Origin of the sequence: Bradyrhizobium cosmicum, assembly GCF_007290395.2 — a bacterium.
GTDB lineage: Bacteria > Pseudomonadota > Alphaproteobacteria > Rhizobiales > Xanthobacteraceae > Bradyrhizobium > Bradyrhizobium cosmicum.
Genome location: NZ_CP041656.2, coordinates 4,296,013 through 4,312,573 on the forward strand (window position 1 = coordinate 4,296,013; position 16,561 = coordinate 4,312,573).

17 protein-coding genes are annotated in these 16,561 nt (G+C 64.9%); 13 read left to right on the plus strand and 4 right to left on the minus strand.

The genetic code is table 11. The features are described 5' to 3' along the window. Position 1: 1 nt before the first annotated feature. Positions 2-967 carry a tripartite tricarboxylate transporter substrate binding protein BugD gene (locus FNV92_RS20720; RefSeq protein ID WP_015686628.1) on the minus strand — a complete coding sequence of 322 codons (966 nt, stop codon included), beginning with the start codon at positions 965-967 and terminating at the stop codon, positions 2-4. Between the two features lie 28 nt (positions 968-995). On the opposite strand from FNV92_RS20720, the gene FNV92_RS20725 reads away from it, so the two are divergent. Together FNV92_RS20725 and FNV92_RS20730 are read left to right on the plus strand one after the other, a co-directional pair. Continuing rightward, the gene (locus tag FNV92_RS20725) at positions 996-1,484 is read left to right on the plus strand and encodes a hypothetical protein (RefSeq protein ID WP_143844781.1); all 489 of its coding nucleotides are present in this window, start codon (positions 996-998) and stop codon (positions 1,482-1,484) included. Continuing rightward, a complete protein-coding gene (locus FNV92_RS20730) occupies positions 1,438-2,226 on the plus strand; it encodes a class I SAM-dependent methyltransferase (RefSeq protein ID WP_143844780.1) in 789 nt (262 codons plus the stop codon). Before FNV92_RS20725 ends, FNV92_RS20730 begins: the two co-directional genes overlap by 47 nt. 101 nt (positions 2,227-2,327) lie before the next feature. On the opposite strand, the gene FNV92_RS20735 is transcribed toward FNV92_RS20730, so the two are convergent. From FNV92_RS20735 to FNV92_RS20745, 3 genes are all read right to left on the minus strand, one after another. Continuing rightward, entirely contained in the window at positions 2,328-2,816 is a 489-nt protein-coding gene (locus FNV92_RS20735) for a hypothetical protein (RefSeq protein ID WP_186355483.1), read from the minus strand. Positions 2,817-2,982: 166 nt separating this feature from the next. Further along, complete coding sequence (locus FNV92_RS20740; protein ID WP_143844778.1) at positions 2,983-3,435, minus strand: DNA polymerase III subunit chi; 453 nt, start codon at positions 3,433-3,435, stop codon at positions 2,983-2,985. Positions 3,436-3,441: 6 nt separating this feature from the next. Continuing rightward, complete coding sequence (locus tag FNV92_RS20745) at positions 3,442-4,941, minus strand: leucyl aminopeptidase (protein WP_015686633.1); 1,500 nt, start codon at positions 4,939-4,941, stop codon at positions 3,442-3,444. A gap of 340 nt (positions 4,942-5,281) precedes the next feature. Here FNV92_RS20745 and lptF point away from each other — a divergent pair, with 340 nt between their 5' ends. From lptF to FNV92_RS20800, 11 genes are all read left to right on the plus strand, one after another. Further along, on the plus strand, positions 5,282-6,451 hold the full coding sequence (lptF, locus tag FNV92_RS20750; protein WP_143844776.1) for an LPS export ABC transporter permease LptF: 1,170 nt from the start codon (positions 5,282-5,284) through the stop codon (positions 6,449-6,451). Continuing rightward, on the plus strand, positions 6,448-7,545 hold the full coding sequence (gene lptG / locus FNV92_RS20755; RefSeq protein WP_015686635.1) for an LPS export ABC transporter permease LptG: 1,098 nt from the start codon (positions 6,448-6,450) through the stop codon (positions 7,543-7,545). The genes lptF and lptG overlap by 4 nt, the downstream gene beginning before the upstream one ends. Then, complete coding sequence (locus tag FNV92_RS20760; RefSeq protein ID WP_168213621.1) at positions 7,545-10,037, plus strand: LPS-assembly protein LptD; 2,493 nt, start codon at positions 7,545-7,547, stop codon at positions 10,035-10,037. Before lptG ends, FNV92_RS20760 begins: the two co-directional genes overlap by 1 nt. Before the next feature lie 66 nt (positions 10,038-10,103). Further along, a complete protein-coding gene (locus tag FNV92_RS20765) occupies positions 10,104-11,039 on the plus strand; it encodes a SurA N-terminal domain-containing protein (protein WP_168213620.1) in 936 nt (311 codons plus the stop codon). Continuing rightward, positions 11,039-12,055, plus strand: coding sequence for a 4-hydroxythreonine-4-phosphate dehydrogenase PdxA (pdxA, locus tag FNV92_RS20770; RefSeq protein ID WP_143844773.1), 1,017 nt, complete (start codon positions 11,039-11,041; stop codon positions 12,053-12,055). Before FNV92_RS20765 ends, pdxA begins: the two co-directional genes overlap by 1 nt. After that, entirely contained in the window at positions 12,052-12,909 is an 858-nt protein-coding gene (gene rsmA / locus FNV92_RS20775) for a 16S rRNA (adenine(1518)-N(6)/adenine(1519)-N(6))-dimethyltransferase RsmA (protein WP_143844772.1), read from the plus strand. The genes pdxA and rsmA overlap by 4 nt, the downstream gene beginning before the upstream one ends. 22 nt (positions 12,910-12,931) lie before the next feature. Then, positions 12,932-13,990: an alcohol dehydrogenase gene (locus tag FNV92_RS20780; RefSeq protein WP_143844771.1), complete on the plus strand. Its 1,059-nt coding sequence runs from the start codon at positions 12,932-12,934 to the stop codon at positions 13,988-13,990. A gap of 75 nt (positions 13,991-14,065) precedes the next feature. Next, on the plus strand, positions 14,066-14,302 hold the full coding sequence (locus FNV92_RS20785) for a hypothetical protein (protein WP_143844770.1): 237 nt from the start codon (positions 14,066-14,068) through the stop codon (positions 14,300-14,302). Between the two features lie 325 nt (positions 14,303-14,627). Further along, a complete protein-coding gene (locus tag FNV92_RS20790) occupies positions 14,628-15,344 on the plus strand; it encodes a Crp/Fnr family transcriptional regulator (protein ID WP_143844769.1) in 717 nt (238 codons plus the stop codon). A gap of 49 nt (positions 15,345-15,393) precedes the next feature. Continuing rightward, positions 15,394-15,609 (plus strand): DUF6894 family protein, encoded by a 216-nt coding sequence (locus FNV92_RS20795; RefSeq protein WP_015686643.1) that lies wholly within the window; start codon positions 15,394-15,396, stop codon positions 15,607-15,609. 227 nt (positions 15,610-15,836) lie between these two features. Continuing rightward, a complete protein-coding gene (locus FNV92_RS20800; RefSeq protein WP_143844768.1) occupies positions 15,837-16,250 on the plus strand; it encodes a phosphonate metabolism protein PhnM in 414 nt (137 codons plus the stop codon). Positions 16,251-16,561 lie beyond the last annotated feature (311 nt).

The following is a 16,561-nucleotide window of genomic DNA, read 5'->3' on the forward strand; positions in this document are numbered from 1 at the left end:
TTCAGTCGGCATACTGTCCGGCCGCCTTGATGATCGGAGCCCAGCGGTCGACCTCGCTAACCAGCATTGCCCCAAGCGCCTCGGGCGTCGCCTTGTCCTGAGGGACCGGCTCCGTATTGATGTCGTTGAACCGGGCGATCAGCACGGGATCCCTGAGGGCCGCCTGAAGCGCCGCCGTCAGCTTCTGGACGACCGCGGGCGGCGTACCCTTGGGCGCATAGATGCCGTGCCAGACGCCGAGCTCGAACCCCTTGAGACCGGCTTCATCGGCCGTCGGCAGATCGGGCAGGCTCTTCAGGCGCTCCTTGGTGGTGATCGCGTAGGCCTTGACCTGCTTGGCCGTGATCGGCCCGGTTGTGTTCGTCGCCTGGTCGCAGGTGAGATCGATCTGCTTGCCGAGAAGATCGTTCATGATCGGACCGTTGCCCTTATAGGGTACCGTGGTGAGCTGCTTCTGGATCGCCGTCATGAACAGCATGCCGCAGAGGTGCGATGCCGCGCCCAACCCGGCATTGGCGTAAGTCAGCTTGTCGCCCTGCTGCTGGGCATAGGCGACCAGTTCCTTCAGCGTGTCGGCCGGGAAATCGGAACGCGCGATGATGGTCATCGGCGCGTTGGTCACAAGCCCGATCGGTGCAAACGCCGTCTTGGTGTCATAGCTGAGGTTGCGGTACAGCGTGGCGGCGGTCGAGATGCCGACATGATGGATGAGCAGCGTGTAGCCGTCCGGTTGGGCGCGCGAGGCGCGGGTCGAGCCGATGGTGCCGCCAGCCCCCGTCGCGTTCTCGACGACGATCTGCTGCCCCAGAGATTTCCCCATGCCTGCCGCGGTCAGGCGCGCGATGGTGTCCGTCGGCCCGCCGGCGGCGAACGGCACCAGCATCGTGATGGGCCTCGTCGGATAGTCCTGGGCGACAGCCTGGCCAAGCGGCAAGAGCAGAGCCGACACGAGGGCGATGAGTCGCATGATTTCCTCCATTTTTTTCTGACGCCATATGAGCGCATCCCCCGCCGCAGGGCCATCAGGAAAACGATATCGACAGAAGTATCGCCATCCCGATCATGATCGCGTCTGTCTGGTGCGGGAACTCCCGCACCTCAGGGAGATTGCAAATACCCATCGCATTTCAACCTGGCAGGTCCGCAACATCATCGAACAGGCGAAGGACCGCGGCGTGCACGTGATGACCGACGGACGCGTCACGGATTACGGCGGCCTCCTCTCGCCTATGCGCGAGATGCTGGCGAGGGAGTTTGCCCTCAATGGCATCCACACGTTCGATCTGGCGAAACAGTTCGAAGAGGTCTCCTGCCCAGTTCCAGGCCGCCTTCAGGTTGATGACCTGTTCGTGGCGGCGCGCCACCATGCTAGGAAACACGAACGGGCCTTTTCCGCCCAAAGGATATCTGGATCAGTTCTTTTCAGGGAGATGTGCGATGTCGTCACCCGAACCGATCAAATTCACCGACGGCGCGGCCTATGAGCGCTTCATGGCACCCTGGAGCCGATCGGCCGGGGCTCTGTTTCTCGACTGGCTGGCGCCGGGCACCGGACAGGCCTGGGTGGATGTCGGTGCCGGCAACGGCGCGTTCACCGAGCTCATTCTTGCCAAGTCCGCTCCTGCATCGGTCTGCGCGATCGATCCCTCGAACGCACAGATCGAGACCGCCCGCCAAAAGCTCCCGGCAAGTCAGGTCGAGCTGTCGATCGGCGATGCGATGGCCCTTCCCTACGAGCCCAACCGCTTCGACGTTGCGGTGATGGCGCTGGTGCTGTTCTTCGTGCCTGATCCGCGCAAGGGCGTCTCGGAAATGCTCCGTGTCACCAAGCCCGGCGGCATTGTCGCGTCCTACACCTGGGACGTCATGCGCGGCGGCACGCCGCCGCAGCCTGTGTGGGAGGAGATAGACGCGATGGGCAAGCCGTCGGCGCGCCCGCCCAGCGCGGAGGTCTCGCGCTTCGCAGCCCTGAAGGCGCTCTGGGCCGAACTCGGTATCCGCGATATCGAGACACGAGAGCTCGTCGTCGAACGCACCTTCGCCGACTTCGACGATTACTGGCTGTCCATGGTCGTGAGCAGCCCGAGCGCGGTCGTGGGAAAGCTGTCGGATGCGGAGACCGCGGAACTGAAACGCCGGCTTCAGGACAGGCTTCCGGCAAGCGCGACCGGAGAGATCACGGTTCACGCGTGGGCGACGGCGATCAAGGGACGCAAGGCCGGCTAATGACAGCTGATGCTGTTCTCGCGTGTCGCGGACCGAGCGGTCAGATCATGTCGTTCGAAGATGCAATGAAGGGACGGCCATAACCGTCCCGCACCCTCGCCTTACGCCGACTTCTTCTTCGGCTTCGGCTTGGCCGTCTTCGGCATGGCCGGCGCCTCCGGCGTGCCCTCGATCGAGGACAGGCGGCCGGACGTGAAGGTGTAGATGCCGGCGCGCGGGCCGGTGTTCCAGGTCACCACGGCGACGCGGCGTCCTGCGGCATCGCTGGAGAGGTTGACGGTCGAAGGCGCGCCGATGCCGCGGACCACATCGCATTCGGTGTGGCCGAGCGCGACGGTGCCTCCCATCGGTGCCGGTGCCGTCGTCGAGGCATTGGCATCGGCCGGTCCGGGTGGCGATGCCATGCCCGGACAGGCCCCGTCAGCGCTGACCATATCCTCCGCCGTCACCGGCTTGTCGGGGGTCAGCGGCGGCGATTCGATCGAGATGCTCTTGATGAACAGGCGGCTCGGCGTGTTGAACCATTGCGCGTCCTTGGACAGCAGATCGGTCCCCGAGCAGCCCGCGACCAGCGGTGCTACGGCAGCCAACGCAACTATGAGCGACCTGGGAAGCTTTTGATGTCGCACGATAAACTAAATTCCCCGCGTCAAGGACCAGCCCTAAGCGATTGTACCAACATCACTTTGCGGCACGAAGGTGACAAAAACCATCATCGCCCCAAAAGTGCAAATTATCATTAATTGCGAACGGCCGCTAATTCCGGCGTTGCCACCGGCCCCGTTCGTCGGCCTGCCAATAAGTGACATCAAATCCCCGCGCCTTGCAATCCGTCCAGGCGCTGCGGGCGAGCGCGAGCGCATCCGGATCGTCGCCGTTGAACAGCAGCACCATGCGCTCATAGCTCGGCGCGTCCTGCGGCAGCGCCGCCCCGTCGACCAGGAAGCGGACATTGGCGCCGTTGGGATTGTCCTCCTCGACCGCCAGCACGATCGGCTGATCGGCGACGTCGTTCACGCGCCATGTCGCGTGAGGCAGGAAGGAATCGTCGCGATAGGTCCATAAATGCGCATCCAGCGCATCGGCGCGCTCCGGCGAGGTCGCCTGCACCACGACGCGCCAGCCGCGCTCGAGCGATTTCTCGAGAAGCGGCGGCAACACGTTCTCCACCGTCATGTTTTGCAGATGATAGAACAGCACTTCAGTCATCTTGGATCATTTGCGCTCGTAGTGATCTGCGACCAGTCGATCAAGCAGACGGACGCCATAGCCGCTTCCCCAGCTCTGGTTGATGTCGGTCTTCGGCGCGCCCATGGCGGTGCCGGCGATGTCGAGATGCGCCCACGGCGTGCCGTCCACGAAACGCTGCAGGAACTGCGCCGCGGTGATCGAGCCGCCGTGGCGGCCGCCGGTATTCTTCATGTCGGCGAATTGGGAATCGATCAGCTTGTCGTATTCGGGACCGAGCGGCATGCGCCAGACCTTCTCGCCGACCTCGACGCCGGCCGTCAGCAGGCGTTCGGCTAGCTCGTCATTGTTGGAGAACATGCCGGCATGCTCGGTGCCGAGCGCGACCATGATCGCGCCGGTAAGCGTCGCCAGATCCACCATGAATTTCGGCTTGGTCTTCTTGGCGACGTACCAGAGCACGTCGGCCAGCACGAGACGGCCTTCCGCGTCGGTGTTGATGATCTCGATGGTCTGGCCCGACATCGAGGTGACGATGTCGCCTGGGCGCTGCGCATTGCCGTCGGGCATGTTCTCGACGAGGCCGATGGCGCCGACCACGTTGGCCTTGGCCTTGCGCGCGGCGAGCGCGTGCATCAGGCCGACGACGCAGGCGGCGCCGCCCATGTCGCCCTTCATGTCTTCCATGCTGCCGGCCGGCTTGATCGAGATGCCGCCGGTGTCGAAGCAGACGCCCTTGCCGACGAAGGCGACCGGCGCCTCGCCCTTCCTGCCGCCATCCCAGCGCATGATCACGGTGCGGCTCGGCCGCGACGAGCCCTGGCCGACGCCGAGCAGCGCGCCCATGCCGAGCTTGTCCATCGCCTTGACGTCGAGCACCTCGACCTTGACGCCGAGCTTGCGGAGCTGGCTGGCGCGGCGCGCGAATTCCTCGGGGAAAAGCACGTTCGGCGGCTCGTTGACGAGGTCGCGCGCGATGATCACGCCGTCGACGACAGCGCCCGCCGAGGCAAACGCCTTCTTCGCGGCGGTGACGTCCCCCACCGCAAGCGAGATATCGGCGCGCAGGCCGCCCTCCTCGCCCTCCTTCTTCTTGGTCTTGTAGCGGTCGAACTTGTAGGCGCGCAGCCGCAGGCCCGCGGCGATCGCGACCGTTTGCTCGCTGGTCATGGCGCCATCGGGCAGTTCCGCCAGGATGGTCATGGCGGCGGCACTGGGCGAGAGCTTGCCCGCCGCCACGCCGCCGAATTTGAGAAAGTCGTTGGCCTTCAGGCCTGCCGCCTTGCCGGCGCCGATGACGATCAGGCGGGTGGCTTTCACCCCCTCCGGCGCTAGGATGTCGAGGGCTGCGCCGCTTTTGCCTTTGAAGCCGGCGGCGGAAGCCGCCCGCTTCACCAGTTCGCCAGCGCCGCCCAGCGCCTTGACCGTCGCCGGCCCCAGCTTCAAGCCCTCGTCACAGAACACCACCAGAATGCCACGGGCGGCTGATGACAGCGGGACAAAGCCGACCTTGATGGCATCGGACATGGGTAACTCCTCAAAATCATAGGACTTTTGCCGATCGGCAGTCCCGGCCACGGGCCGGAGCTGAACGGCGATTCACTGGACTTTCCCCACTATGGGCCACCGGCCCGGCAGATGCCAAGCACCCCCGTGGCCGCCGAGCCACAATGAGGGAAATATTAACCATATAATGATGGCGCCACGGGGCAGCCATTTTGTTGACGGATCAAAGGGATGGTAGTGAGAGTGTAAGCCTGTGGACGAGATGGCTGCGCGACCCTGGGGATCCCTTCCGGGATGGGTCGGACAGCCGGAAATTCCGGGACGAATGTTGGGGCTCTGGTGGGGATTCGTGCGGTAGCGCATGGGGTCGATCGATAGGTACATCTTCCGCACGACGCTGGCGTCGTTTGCGCTGGTCCTGATCAGCCTCACCGGCGTGATCTGGATTACGCAGGCGTTGCGCGGCATCGACCTGATGACCAGCCAGGGTCAGACCATCCTCACCTTCCTCGGCATCACCAGCCTCGTCGTGCCTGCGCTGGTCCTGATCATCTCGCCGATCGCGCTGATGATCGCGATCTCGCATACGCTGAACAAGCTCGCGACCGACTCCGAGATCATCGTGATGAATGCCGCCGGCTTCTCGCCGTTCCGGCTGTTCTATCCGTTCTTCTACGCCACCTGCGTGGTCGCCCTGCTGGTGGCCTTCATTGCGGCCTATCTTGCTCCCGACGGGATGCGGCGGATCAAGCAGTGGGATGCCGAGATCACGGCCGACGTGCTCACCAACATCCTGCAGCCCGGCCGCTTCGCCCAGCTCGACAAGAACCTCACGATCCGGATCCGCGAGCGCCAGCCCGGCGGCATCCTCGCCGGCATCTTCATCGACGATCGCCGCGACCCCAACGAGCGCGTCTCGATCGTCGCCGAGCAAGGCGAGGTCGTTAAGAACGAGACCGGCTCTTTCCTGGTCCTGAAGGACGGCAATCTGCAGCGCTTCGAGGCCGGCAAGCGCGATCCGGCGCTGGTGGCGTTCGGCCGCTACGGCTTCGACATGTCGAAGTTCTCGGGCCAGGGCCGCGACGTCACCCTCGGCATCCGCGAGCGTTACCTCTGGGAGCTGTTCTCGCCGTCCGAGGACGATCCGGTTTACAAGCAGATTCCCGGGCAATTCCGCTCGGCCCTGCATGACAGCCTGTTGGCGCCGATCTATCCCTTCGCCTTTGCCGTGCTGACCTTCGCGTTCCTCGGCGCACCGCGCACCACCCGCCAGAGCCGCAACTTCTCGATCGGCGGCTCCATCATCGCCGTGTTCGGACTGCGCATGGCGGGGTTTGCCTGTTCGGTGATGGCGGTGAAGTCGGCGGCCCCGGTGCTGGTCCAATACGCGATGGTCATTGGCGCCATCGGCGTCGGGCTGTGGATGATCATCGGCGGCGTCGTGGTCGAGCCGCCTGCCGGCCTGATGGAGGCCATCAACAGGTCGAACGCGCGCATCGCACGGCTGTTCAGACGGCCGGTCGCCGCATGAGCATGCTCACCAACACACTCGGGCGCTATTTCGCCGGGCGCTTCGTCGTCGCGGCGCTCGGCGTGTTCGCGAGCATCTTCCTGCTGCTGGTGCTGGTCGATTACATCGAGATGGTGCGCAAGACCTCGGGCCTTGCATCCGCCTCCGCGCTCATGGTGGCCGAGACCTCGCTGTTCCGGGTGCCACAGCTGCTCGAGAAGCTGACGCCGTTCTGCATGCTGATCGGCGCCATGACCTGCTATCTCGCGCTCTCCCGCCGGCTCGAGCTCGTGGTCGCGCGCGCCGCCGGCATCTCCGCCTGGCAGTTCATCTCGCCGGCGCTCGGCAGCGCGCTGCTGATCGGGGTGATCGCCACCGTCGCCTACAATCCGATGTCGGCGAATCTGCGCGAACTCTCCAAACGCATGGAAGCCGAGCTGTTTGGTTCCGCGCCCGGCGGCGGAATCCAGGATGCGTCCGGCTTCTGGCTGAACCAGGTGACGAGCGACGGCCAGACCATCATCAATGCGGCGCGCAGCGAGCAACAGGGCGTGCGGCTCACCGGCCTCACGCTGTTCCGTTTTGACACGGAGCAACACTTCAAGGAGCGAATCGAGGCGCGCGAGGCGACGCTCGAGTCCGGCCATTGGCTGTTCAAGTCGGTGCGCCGCTTCTCGCTGGACCAGCCGCCCATCGACCAGGCCACGCTGGAGATTCCGACGACGCTGACCGAGGCCCAGATTCGCAACAGCTTTTCCACACCGGAGACTGTGTCTTTTTGGCAACTACCGAGCTACATCCGCTCCTCCGAAAGCTCGGGCTTCGCGACAGCCGGCTATCGACTCCAGTATCACAAGCTGTTGGCGCAGCCGTTTTTGCTTGCCGCCATGGTGATGCTGGCGGCCTCCGTGTCGTTGCGCTTCTTCCGGATGGGCGGCGTACAGAAGATGGTTTTGAGTGGCGTGGGCGCAGGCTTTCTGCTCTACGTTTTGTCGAAAGTGACTGAAGACTTGAGCAAGGCTGAGTTGATGCATCCGATCGCTGCGGCGTGGTTGCCCGTGGTGGTGGGCGGCCTCACCGGCTTTTTGGCCTTGTTGTATCAGGAGGACGGTTAGTGACTGCCGTCCATCGAGGGCCCGTGTCTCGTTTGACGCGCCGCACGTTGGTGCGCGCGAACGGGTGCGGCTTGTCCGTGCGCAGGCTCTTGCTCGCCATTGCCGCCGTGGCCTCGCTCGGCGGGCTGATGGATGCAGCCGTCGTGGCCCCCGCCTCCGCCCAGGGGTTCACCTACAATCCGCTGCCGCCGCGTCCGAAGCCGCAAAAGGTCCCCAACGACAACCAGATGCTGGTGCAGGCGACCGAGGTCGACTACGACTACAACAATTCGCGCGTCTCCGCGGTCGGCAACGTCCAGCTGTTCTACAACGGCACCAGCGTCGAGGCCGACAAGGTCATCTACGACCAGAAGACCAAGCGCCTGCATGCCGAAGGCAACATCCGCATGACGGATGCCGACGGCAAGATCACCTATGCCGAGATCCTGGATCTCAGCGACGACTACCGCGACGGCTTCGTCGATTCGCTGCGCGTGGACACGGCCGACCAGACCCGCATGGCCGCGAGCCGCTCCGACCGCTCCAACGGCAGCTACACGGTGTTCGAGAACGGCGTCTACACGGCCTGCGCGCCGTGCAAGGACGATCCGAAGAAGCCGCCGCTGTGGCAGGTCAAGGGTGCGCGCATCATCCACGACCAGCAGGAGAAGATGCTGTATTTCGAGACGGCGCAGCTTGAGTTCTTCGGCGTGCCGATCGCCTACATGCCCTACTTCTCGACGCCTGACCCGACCGTGAAGCGCAAGACCGGCTTCCTGATGCCGGGCTTCACGTCGAACACGCCCTTCGGCTACGGCGTCGAAGTCCCGTTCTATTGGGCGATCGCGCCCGACATGGACATGACCTTCAACCCGCGCATCACCTCCAGACAGGGCGTGCTGTTCCAGGCCGAGTACCGCCAGCGCCTGATGGACGGCGCTTACCAGGTCCGGGTCTACGGCATCGACCAGCTCGATCCCGGCGCCCTCGCAGGCCAGCCCGGCGACCGCCAGTTCCGTGGCGCGGTCGATACCAAGGGCCAGTTCGCGCTGAACGACAAATGGGTCTGGGGCTGGGACGGCGTAGTCATGTCCGACTACTACTTCTTCTCGGACTACCGCCTGGCGCAGTACCGCGATCCGCTCGGTTCGTTCCTGTATCTGCCGACCGACGCATTGTCGCAGCTTTATCTGACCGGTGTCGGCAATCGCAGCTTCTTCGACGCGCGCACGATGTACTGGCTGAGCTATTCGGGCAATCAGAGCCAGGTTCCGATCGTCTACCCCGTGATCGACTATTCGAACGTGCTCAACTATCCGGTGTTCGGCGGCGAGTTCAGCTACAAGACCAATTTCGTCAACCTGTCGCGTGATGCCGCGGTGTTCGATCCGATCACGACGATCGCCAACACCAACAGCCTGTGCACGACGGCGTCGGCCGATCCGCTCGCCCGAACGCCATCGCAGTGCCTGCTGCGCGGCGTCCCCGGCACCTACACCCGTCTGACGGCGGAAGCACAGTGGCGCAAATCCTTCACCGACCCGCTCGGCCAGATCTGGACCCCGTTCGCCAGTCTCCGCGCTGACGCGATCAACGCCTCGATCTCCAATCAGCCCGGCGTGTCGAACTACTTCCCCGCCGGTGACACCCAGGCATTCCGCCTGATGCCGACCGTCGGCCTCGAATACCGCTATCCTTTCATCAACGTCCAACCCTGGGGCTCCACCACCATCGAGCCGATAGCGCAGATCATCATCCGGCCGAACGAAACCTATGCCGGCAAGCTTCCCAACGAGGACGCCCAGAGCATGGTGTTCGACGCCTCGAACCTGTTCAGCGTCGACAAGTTCTCCGGCTACGACCGCGTCGAGGGCGGCGGCCGCGCCAATGTCGGCGTGCAGTCCACCACGCAGTTCGACAAGGGCGGCGCCGTCAAGGTGTTGTTCGGACAGTCCTACCAGCTGTTCGGCATGAACTCCTTTGCGGTGAAGGACTCCATCAACACGGGCCTCGATTCCGGCCTCGACAAGCCGCGTTCCGATTACGTGGCGAGCGCCAGCTACTCGCCCAACAGCACCTACACGTTCAGCGTTCGCTCCCGCATGGACGAGCAGACCTGGAACGTGCAGCGCTTCGAGGCGGAAGGCCGCGCGAATTTCAATCGCTGGTCGGTCAGCATGATGTACGGCAATTACGCGCCGCAGCCGGAGCTTGGCTATCTGACGCGCCGCGAGGGCATCCTGACGTCAGGCTCGCTGAAGGTCGCGACCAATTGGGTGGTAACCGGCTCGGCGCGCTGGGACCTCGAGGCCAACAAGATCAACCAGTATGTGCTCGGGGCCGGCTATGTCGACGATTGCTTCGTGCTGGCGGCCAACTACGTAACTTCGTATAGCTACTCCGCGGGCACGACTCCGCCCGTGCTGAGCCATGCGTTCATGTTCCAGATCGGCTTGCGCACGCTGGCGACCTCGTCGGGGTCCAGCACGTCCGGCCTGACCGGCATGCAATGAACCACCTGAAGTGACGACCGCGTTTCCGATCGCAGGCTCATTTCGGCTGACATGCGAGCGACAATCATGACGACCCCATTGCCTTTCTTCCGCCTCCTCCTCGCCATCAGCGCCGGGCTGCTCCTGACCGGCCTGCCCTCGCCGTCGCGCGCGCAGAACATCGTCGTCATGGTCAACGGCGACCCCATCACCGATTTCGACATCGAGCAGCGCTCCAAGCTCGACCAGCTGACGACACAGAAGACCCCGAGCCGGCAGGAGGTCATCAACGAGCTGATCGACGACAAGATCAAGATGAAGGAGGGCAAGAAGTACGGCGTCGATCCCGGCGTCTCCGACATCAACCAGTCCTACGAGGGCATGGCGCAGCGCATGCGCATCACGCCGGACCAGCTCACCAAGTCGCTCGAGGTCAAGGGCGTGCGCCCCGAGACGTTGAAGGGCCGTATGAAGGCCGAGATGGTCTGGACCAGCCTCGTGCGCGGCCGCTACAAGGAGAAGCTGATGGTCGGCGAGCGCGACGTGGCGCAGGCCGTGCAGGCTGAAACCGGCGACAAGCTGCAGATCGAGGGCACCGAATACAAGATGCAGCCGATCGTGCTGATCGTGCCGCGCGGCTCGTCTCCGGCCTTCCAGGAGACACGGATGAAGGAAGCCGAGCAATATCGCTCGCGCGTCGGAAGCTGCGAGGAGGCCAACTCGCTGTTCCGCTCGACGCCGAACGCCACCATCCGCGACAGCGTCACCAAGACCACCGCGGAGCTGCCAGAGGCGCTGCGCAAGGTGCTCGACGACACGCCGATCGGCCATTTGACCGCGCCCGAGGTAACCAAGGCGGGCATCGAGATGGTCGTGCTGTGCTCGCGCAAGCCGACCATGATCGACACGCCGAAGAAGCGCGAGGTCCGCGAGAAGATGTACCAGCAGAAATACGAGAAGACCCAGAAGACCTATCTCGACGAGCTCCGCAAGGCGGCGATGATCGAATATCGCAACCGCTGATGGCCGCCCACCCTGCCAAGCCCCTCGCACTGACGCTGGGAGAGCCTGCCGGCATCGGCCCCGACATCACGATCGCAGCCTGGCTCAGGCGCCGTGAACTGAACCTGCCCGCCTTCTATCTGCTCGGCGACGAGGCGGCGATCGCGCGGCGCGCCAAAGCGCTTGGTGCCGATCTCAGGATCGCCTCGTCAAGCGCCGGCGAGGCCGATGCCGTGTTCGCCGAGGCCCTGCCCGTCGTGGCCACCGGCGCGCACGCCACGGCCGGGCCCGGCTCGCCCGACGCATCGAGCGCACCGGCTGCGCTCGCCTCGATCCGCCAGGCGGTCGCCGATGTCCGCGAAGGGCGCGCCAGCGCCGTCGTCACCAATCCGATCGCCAAGAGCGTGCTCTACCGCGCAGGCTTCCGTCATCCCGGCCACACCGAATTCCTCGCCGAGCTCGCGGCCGTGGACGGCCGCGTGCCGCAGCCGGTGATGATGCTGTGGTCGCCGCGGCTCGCCGTGGTGCCCGTGACCATCCACGTCTCGCTGCGCGAAGCGCTGGCCCAGCTCACCAGCGAGCTGATCGTCTCGACCGTGCGCATCGTCGCCGCCGAGCTCAAGTCCCGCTTCGGCATCGCGACGCCGCGCATTGCTATCTCCGGTCTCAACCCGCACGCCGGCGAGGACGGCTCGCTCGGCGACGAGGAGCAGACGGTCATCGCGCCTGCGCTCGAGACGCTGCGCAACGACGGCATCGATGCCAGAGGCCCATTGCCCGCCGACACCATGTTCCACGAAGCCGCGCGCAACCTCTATGACTGTGCGGTCTGCATGTATCACGACCAGGCGCTGATCCCGATCAAGACGGTCGCCTTCGACGACGCCGTCAACGTCACGCTCGGCCTGCCCTTCATCCGCACCTCGCCCGATCACGGCACTGCCTTCGACATCGCCGGCACCGGCAAAGCCAATCCGGCCAGCCTGATCGCGGCGCTGAGGCTTGCCAGCCGCATGGCGGCCGCGACAAGCGAATGAGCGCGATCGACGACCTCCCGCCGCTTCGCGAGGTCATTCGCCAGCACGCGCTGTCGGCCCGCAAATCGCTCGGCCAGAACTTCCTGCTCGACCTCAACCTCACCGCGCGCATCGCGCGCGCGGCAGCGCCGCTCGAGGACTCCACCATCGTCGAGATCGGCCCGGGCCCGGGCGGGCTGACCCGCGCACTGCTCGCGCTCGGCGCCAGGCGCGTCGTCGCCATCGAGCATGACGAGCGCGCGATCCCCGCCCTGCAGGATATTTCCGCGCGCTACCCTGGTCGGCTCGAGATCGTACACGGCGACGCCATGACCTTCGATCCCCGCCCGCTGCTCGCCGGCGAACGCGCGAAGATCGTCGCGAACCTGCCCTACAATATCGCGACCCAGCTCCTGATCGGCTGGCTCACCACCGAGCCATGGCCGCCCTGGTACGACATGATGGTCCTGATGTTCCAGCGCGAGGTCGGCGAGCGCATCGTCGCGCGCGAGGACGAGGAGGCCTATGGCCGTCTCGGCGTGCTCGCCAACTGGCGCTGCGAGACCAAGATCCTGTTCGACATTGCGCCATCCGCCTTCGTGCCGCCGCCGAAGGTCACGTCCTCCGTCGTGCGCCTGGTGCCGCGCGCAGAACCGCTTCCCTGCGATCGAAGATTGCTCGAACAGGTCGCAGCCGCAGCCTTCGGCCAGCGCCGCAAGATGCTGCGCCAGAGCCTCAAATCGCTGGGCGTCGATCCCGCGCGTCTTGCGGCCGCCGCCGGCGTCGATGCGACGCGGCGCGCCGAGACCGTGCCTGTTTCCGGCTTTGTTGCCATGGCGCGTGAATTGGCGGATATACGCAGCGAGGCTCGATAACAGGAATTTCGGAGGAAGGAATATGGCGTTGATGCGTCGGCAATCCCTGGTCAAGTTCGATGCGCCGCTGTGCGAGACCATCGTGGACACGCCAAAGCCACAGGGGCGCGAGGTGCTGGTGCGCATCGAGCGCTGCGGCCTCTGCCATTCCGATCTGCACATCCAGGACGGCTACGCCGATCTCGGCGGCGGCAAGAAGCTCGACACCACGCGCGGCATGACGCTGCCCTTCACGCTTGGCCACGAGATCGCCGGCGTCGTCGACGAAGTCGGACCTGACGTTCCTGCGGGCCTCGTCGGGGCCAAGAAGGCGGTGTTTCCCTGGATCGGCTGCGGCCAGTGCCGCGACTGCGCCAATGGCGACGAGAATCTCTGTGTGAAGCAGCGCTTCCTCGGCGTCTCCATCGACGGCGGCTTCGCCACCCACGTCCTGGTGCCCGACGCGAAATACCTGCTCGACTACGATCCCCTACCCGTCAACCAGGCCGCGACCCTGATGTGCTCCGGCGTGACCGCCTATGGCGCGCTCAAGCGCCTGGTCGACCGTCCGCGCCAGCGCAACCTGCTGCTGATCGGTCTTGGCGGCGTCGGCATGATGGGCCTGTCGTTCGCGCAAGCCATGTTCAAGCAGCCGATCACGGTCGCCGACCTCTCGCCGGCCGCGCGCGACACCGCGCTGAAGAACGGCGCAGCCGGCGCCTACGATCCGTCCGAGCCCGACGTGATCAAGCGCATCCTCAAGGAGACCGAAGGCGGCTTCGACGAGATCGTCGACTTCGCCGGCAACGAGAAGTCGATGGCGTTCGCGGTCGCCGTCGCAGCGCGCGGCGGCAAGATCGTGGTCTCCGGCCTGATGGGCGGGCAGTTCACGCTGCCGATGGTGCAATGGGTCTACAAGCGCATGACCATCGAAGGCTTCATGGTCGGCACGCTCGCGGAGGCGCAGGAACTGATGGCGCTGGCCCGCGCGGGCAAGATCAAGCCGACGCCGATGCGCGAGGAGCCGATGGGCGATGTCCAGAAATGGATCGACGAGCTGCGCGCCGGCAAGGTGGTCGGACGCATCGTGCTGAAGAACTGAGTTATTCGCCGGCGGCGGGATGGATGTCTCGCCGCCGCGCACGGAACGGCTTCGGCCGCGCTGCGTTGGCAGCCCATGACCATCCGCTGCACTGTCGAAAGCGCATTCTTCATCGCCTGGAGCTGTCTGGAGAAGAGCGGCGAGCTCGGTCCTCCGGATGCGACGGCGAACATGCTTCTCGATGCCATCGAAGCCCAGCTCAGGACCGGCGAACGCCGGCAGTTGATGCTCGCCAACAAGGCGATCGACGCCTATCGCAAGCAAATAGCCCAAGGCCGCATCCCGGCCACGCACCGGATTCACCTGGGATGATCCGGCCCGGACAACGCCTTGCGGCGCCGCCGCGAGGTGCACCGGAAACTCGACGCGCCCATCCGTGCGCGCTCTGTGTTCACTCCTGAACAGAACGACCAGCGGATCTCGAATTTACGTAGTTCTCCGGACCAGAACAAAGTTCGCAGCGTGCTCTACGGGCAACGCCCGACGGATCAGCTCCTGCCTGCCCGGGAATTTTCGACTCCCGCAAGGCCTTGTGTGCACTTTGGAACCGTCAGTTCCGCTGCGGAAACGTAGGATTTTCGAGGTGCCGATTCCCGGCCGAGCACCAGCCAAGATCAAGAACCAAGTGACGAGAAGCGTGACCGGCCGGCCCCAGAACGATCTGCTTCGCAAGCTCGGCGCCCAGGATTTCGAGCTGCTCAGCCCACACCTGCAATCGGTCGAGCTCGCCGCGAGCCACATCCTGCATCACGCTGGCGACGACGTCGCGGCCGTCCATTTTCCCTGCGGCCCGACGTTCGTGTCGTTCGCAGTGCCAGTCGAGGACGATCGCGAGGTCGAAAGCCTGCTCGTGGGCCGTGAAGGCGCGATCGGGATCCCTGCCGGCCGCGGACCGTCGCTGGCCTATTCCCGCATCGTCGTGAAGGTCGGCGGGACGCTCGCGCGCCTGCCGCTGCGCGCGTTCGAACAGGCCCAGCAACGATCGGCCGGCCTGCAGGAGCTGTTCGCACGCTACGCAGCCTGCCAGTTCGCGCAGCTGCTGCAGACCGCCGCCTGCAACGCGGCGCATTCGATCGAGCAGCGGGCCGCCAAATGGATCATCGCGGCCCGGGAGCATATCGGCGGCGACGAGATCCCCCTCACCCACGAGCAGCTGGCCGGCATGCTCGGCGTCTCCCGCAGCTATGCCAGCCGCGTCATCCAGACGTTCAAGGCGAGGCGCATCCTCGCCACCCGCCGCGGCGCCATCCTGATCCTCGATGCCGCCGCGCTCGAGTCGAGCGCCTGCGCCTGCAACGACACGGTGAAGAGGCATTTTCGCGAAGTGCTGGGACGAGCGGCCTCAGCGGGGTAGAACCAACCGCGCCGCCGGAACATAATCGCGTACCCCGCATTGCCCGGACATGCCGCGGTATTATTTTCACTTCGAGGGCCAGCAGCCCCACACCGATACGACAGGCGAAGCGCTCCTCGACGACGAGGCTGCCTGGCGCGAAGCGGTCCGCCTCTCCCGCGACGTCGAGCATGCGCTACGCCCGGGCGACAGCTGGACGCTCAGCGTGTTCGACGGCACCGAGCCGGTGTTCGTGCTGGCTATGGTGACGCGGCGGTTTCGGTGAGAGGCCAGCTCGCGAGACGGGCCGGACAAGGGACGCCGATCGGTTCAGTTCAGCTGGGCGGGTAGTCCGGTCGAACAGCGTCCCAATCCGCCAGATTCCGATAGTCATTGCGCTCCGCATCTCGCGCTTCGCTTGCCGGCAGCCAAAGCACAACTTGCATTAAGGAGCGAACCGCCGTTCAATGACGGTTTTAGCCGGCAGCACATTTATACTTTCCTGGTTTTGGAATGCAGACATTTCTCATCATCATCGGCATCTGGCTGCTGATCAACGTGCTTTTCGTCGTGATCATGATGCCGCCGCGAAAGCCGCGAAGGCCGGATCGTCCACGATCGTCGGCAGGTCTTGCACCGGCTGCCGTCGAGCCCAACGCTTATCCTTTCGACGAAGACGAGAAGATCTCGCTGCGTCACACCATCATCGCCATCGCGATGGGCGCGCTGTTCTCGCTGACACCGCCGCTGCTCCAGGCGGCCGATGACATCAAGCGGCTGCTCGGAAGATGCCGCAAGGCGAAGCGCGCCGACAACGGACCGGGCGAACGATCCCTCGATACGGTGCTCGACGAACACCATGTCAAGGAGACGCAGACGTCAGCCGACCGATCCCGGTCCGACGAAGGCGACGAGCCGAAGCGCTAGCGATCGGTCTTGCTTCAACACCGATGACTTGTTCAACACCGACGACTTGGGCCTGCATTGGAACACTGCGCGCTCATAGCCGTTTGCTCACTGCGAAGGCAACGATAAGCCTCAGCCGATGACGGACACGGCCTCGATCTCCGGTGTATCGCATTGAGCCTGCGAAGGAGCCCCTCACTTGGTTAGTCCCGCGAAATGGTACGATCCGATATCGGAACGCTGGATCGCACCGCGACAGATGCGCCCGGACGCAACATCGCCGCCATCTGGCGTAAACCACATCCTCGAGTTCGAGCGAACGCTCGAAGTCC

Coding starts and splice junctions, on each gene's coding strand:
- FNV92_RS20730 (WP_143844780.1), top strand. CDS start 1,438: ATGTCGTCACCCGAACCGATCAAATTCACCGACGGCGCGGCCTATGAG.
- lptF (WP_143844776.1), top strand. CDS start 5,282: ATGGGGTCGATCGATAGGTACATCTTCCGCACGACGCTGGCGTCGTTT.
- FNV92_RS20745 (WP_015686633.1), bottom strand. CDS start 4,941: ATGTCCGATGCCATCAAGGTCGGCTTTGTCCCGCTGTCATCAGCCGCC.
- FNV92_RS20785 (WP_143844770.1), top strand. CDS start 14,066: ATGACCATCCGCTGCACTGTCGAAAGCGCATTCTTCATCGCCTGGAGC.
- rsmA (WP_143844772.1), top strand. CDS start 12,052: ATGAGCGCGATCGACGACCTCCCGCCGCTTCGCGAGGTCATTCGCCAG.
- FNV92_RS20720 (WP_015686628.1), bottom strand. CDS start 967: ATGCGACTCATCGCCCTCGTGTCGGCTCTGCTCTTGCCGCTTGGCCAG.
- FNV92_RS20740 (WP_143844778.1), bottom strand. CDS start 3,435: ATGACTGAAGTGCTGTTCTATCATCTGCAAAACATGACGGTGGAGAAC.
- FNV92_RS20780 (WP_143844771.1), top strand. CDS start 12,932: ATGGCGTTGATGCGTCGGCAATCCCTGGTCAAGTTCGATGCGCCGCTG.
- FNV92_RS20765 (WP_168213620.1), top strand. CDS start 10,104: ATGACGACCCCATTGCCTTTCTTCCGCCTCCTCCTCGCCATCAGCGCC.
- pdxA (WP_143844773.1), top strand. CDS start 11,039: ATGGCCGCCCACCCTGCCAAGCCCCTCGCACTGACGCTGGGAGAGCCT.
- FNV92_RS20795 (WP_015686643.1), top strand. CDS start 15,394: ATGCCGCGGTATTATTTTCACTTCGAGGGCCAGCAGCCCCACACCGAT.
- FNV92_RS20800 (WP_143844768.1), top strand. CDS start 15,837: ATGCAGACATTTCTCATCATCATCGGCATCTGGCTGCTGATCAACGTG.
- FNV92_RS20725 (WP_143844781.1), top strand. CDS start 996: ATGAGCGCATCCCCCGCCGCAGGGCCATCAGGAAAACGATATCGACAG.
- lptG (WP_015686635.1), top strand. CDS start 6,448: ATGAGCATGCTCACCAACACACTCGGGCGCTATTTCGCCGGGCGCTTC.